1 protein-coding gene is annotated in these 1,316 nt (G+C 52.4%); it reads right to left on the reverse strand.

Annotated features, from left to right (window positions below; all coding sequences use genetic code 11):
• Nucleotides 1–208: 208 nt before the first annotated feature.
• Complete coding sequence (locus LKE08_RS08315) at nucleotides 209–1,213, reverse strand: GTP-binding protein (RefSeq protein WP_324703751.1); 1,005 nt, start codon at nucleotides 1,211–1,213, stop codon at nucleotides 209–211.
• Nucleotides 1,214–1,316 lie beyond the last annotated feature (103 nt).

The following is a 1,316-nucleotide window of genomic DNA, read 5'->3' on the forward strand; positions in this document are numbered from 1 at the left end:
GCTTCCTTGGGAAGGAGGACTCATCTCAAAGTCCCCCTTTTCAAGGGGGATTTAGGGGGATCGCGTCCCGCTTCCTTTGGAAAGGAAAGCTTCTCAAAGTCCCTCTTGTCAAGGGGGGATTTAGGGCGATCGCGTCCGGCCCCTTTGGAAGGAAGACCGCTCTCAAAGTCCCCCTTTTTAAGGGGGATAATGGGGGATCTTCTCCAGTCTACTCCATCGACGATCGCTCGATCAAACAATCTTCCAACGCATTTTGTAAAGCTGCGCCGTCCAGGTGGCGGCCGATGAATACCAGTTGATTCCGAGGGGAAACGATATCACAATTCGGGGTGAGTTGATAGCGGTTGCCGCTCAATTGCAGCAGGTGACAGGATGTATTTCCCCCGTACCAAATGAAGCCTTTGGCGCGAAATACCGTCGGGGGCAAGCGATCGCTCAAAAAGGTCTGGAATTTTTCGACGCTCAACGGGCGATCGCTCTCAAAGGTGACGGACACGAACCCATCATTTTCCAAGTGTTTGGATTGGGGTTTTTGCAGGTTCAAACGGGAGAGGGCGTTCAAATCCGGGTGGTGGCATTCGATGCCCAAAATGGCGGGGAGGGGGATTTGTCCGTACTCGGTGGGGAAGATGCGGGCGTCGGGTTTGATCTGGCGGATATCGGCTTCGACGCGATCGCGCTGTGTTGGCGACACGCGATCGGCTTTATTCAATAAAATGATATCGGCCCAGGCGATTTGACTCAACACCGCTTCGCTGCCGAATAAATCGGCGGAAAATGTCTCCGCATCCACCACCGTCAACACCGAATCCAACCGGGTCAAATTTCGCAATTCCGTCCCCGAAAAGGTCATGATAATCGGCAACAGGTCGGCGATGCCGGTGGTTTCGATCAGGATATAATTGATTTGGGAATTGCGCTCTAAAACCCCGACCATTGTCTCGGCGAGGCGATCGTTGAGGGTGCAGCAAATGCAGCCGCTGCTCAACTGCACCATATCGTCTTCGACGGAAACCAAAAGCTGTCCGTCAATATTGATCTCGCCAAATTCATTGACGAAAACCGCGACTTTCAGATCGCCCCGGTGGTTGAGGATGTGGTTGAGTAACGTGGTTTTTCCGCTGCCGAGAAAACCGGAGATCACCGTCACGGGAACTCCCACATCTAAATGGCTCAGGCGATTTTCGATCTGCACGGTTTCCGCTCTGTTCATATCAAATCCAGTTGAATGCCCGGAAAAAAACGGGTTGGATATCAAGACCGCTTGGGAATCAATTCCCAAGCTAACAGCTCAAATCATCTGAAGATGATTGGGG

Source organism: Lyngbya sp. CCY1209, assembly GCF_035615495.1.
Lineage (GTDB): Bacteria > Cyanobacteriota > Cyanobacteriia > Cyanobacteriales > Microcoleaceae > Limnospira.